The organism is Brevundimonas sp. CURTG3B2_SDJG (assembly GCF_057364705.1).
Genome location: NZ_JBNFOJ010000475.1, coordinates 1 through 1,378, shown reverse-complemented (window position 1 = coordinate 1,378; position 1,378 = coordinate 1). Strand labels below are relative to the sequence as shown.

Genomic DNA, 1,378 nt, shown 5'->3' with positions numbered 1-1,378 from the left:
CTCCAGGCCGCCATCCGCCAGGCCCGTTCGGGCCTGCAATGGGCGCGCGCCGGCCAGGCCATCACCGTCGGCCGCGGGCCTGTTCCTGGCCGTCGTCGCGACCGAGGCCGGGGTGAGCTCGCGGCCCTGGTTCTTCCTGCCCGCCGTGGTCTTCCTGGCCGTCAGCGCCGTCTTCTACGAACGCCACGCCCGCCGCGCCAAGGCCCGCATCGCGGGCCATGCGGCGGCGATGCGGGACCTCGACGAGCCGGCCTAGCCTAACCTCGCCGCGCCGCCGCCAGGCCGGCCGGGATGCGCATGTCCCGGACGATGGTCATGAGGCCGGAGCTTGGCGCGGGACCCCGACCTGCGCTATACGGCCGTCGTTCAACCCCTCGGGACCCTCCCGACAGGACGTGTATGTCTGAGATTGCGCGCAAGGCCTGAGGCCTTCGCAGCCCGTCTGTGAAGAGCCTCTGAACCGCCCGTCGGCGCCCGCGCGCCGGCGCGAGCCCTCATGCCTTTCCGGACAGACCCAATGAACATCTCCCGTGCGGAGCAACGCACCCTGCACGCCCTGGCCCAGGCGGCGGCATCGTCCTCGAGCGCGACGCCGACGGCCGCATCGTGCGCGCCGACTGCTTCACCCGCGACGGCTTCCTGCTGACCGACTGCACCCTGTCGGTCTGGAAGAAGCTGAAGACCAAGGGCCTGATCGCCAGCCAGAACGGCGGCCCCTACCGGGTCAACCGCGACGGCCTGGCGCGCATGCGCAGCCAGCTGGACAACCGGGTCTCAGCCCGCCGCTGGTAGGACGCGCAGGAACAGGACGCGCGCGGCGCCGTAGTCGCGCGCGTCCAGCCGCTCGTAGCCGGGTGTGTCGATCTCGGGCTCGTCCGAGCCGCGCTCGAACACCACCACCGCGCCAGGCTTCAGCCAGTTCCCCTCGATCAGCCGGACCAGGGTCTGCTCGCCCAGGCCCTTGCGGTACGGCGGGTCCAGGAAGGCGAGGTCGAAGGCTTCGCCGTCCGAGCCTGGCCGGGTCCCGAGGTCCGTCGCGCTGCGCCGGTGCACCCGGGTGCGGCCCATCAGGCCCCAGGCGTCGGCGTTCTCGCGGATCGCGCCGCGGGCCTCGTCGTCGATCTCGACGAACAGGGCGAAGGCCGCGCCCCGGCTGATCGCCTCATAGCCCAGCGCCCCCGAGCCCGCGTACAGGTCGATCACCCGCGTCCCGTCCAGCGGCTCGGCCCACGCGGCGTGCTCCAGGACGTTGAAGATGGCCTGCCGCGCCCGGTCCGAGGTCGGGCGCGTGCCCTGCCCCTCCGGCGCGACGATGGCCCGGCCCTTCCAGGCTTCCGGCGACGATGCGCATGGATCAACCGCCCGAGCGGGGCCCGCG

1 protein-coding gene and 2 pseudogenes are annotated in these 1,378 nt (G+C 73.1%); 2 read left to right on the top strand and 1 reads right to left on the bottom strand.

Features of this window, described 5'->3' with window-relative positions; genetic code table 11:
- Together AC2W7C_RS17980 and AC2W7C_RS17975 are read left to right on the top strand one after the other, a co-directional pair.
- On the top strand, window positions 1-256 hold a 256-nt coding region (locus AC2W7C_RS17980; protein WP_486002578.1), incomplete at its 5' end, for a hypothetical protein.
- Between the two features lie 261 nt (window positions 257-517).
- Window positions 518-792: pseudogene (locus tag AC2W7C_RS17975) on the top strand (YjhX family toxin).
- On the opposite strand, the pseudogene rsmD reads toward AC2W7C_RS17975, so the two are convergent.
- Window positions 775-1,351, bottom strand: a pseudogene (rsmD, locus tag AC2W7C_RS17970) (16S rRNA (guanine(966)-N(2))-methyltransferase RsmD). The pseudogenes AC2W7C_RS17975 and rsmD overlap by 18 nt on opposite strands.
- Window positions 1,352-1,378: the final 27 nt, after the last annotated feature.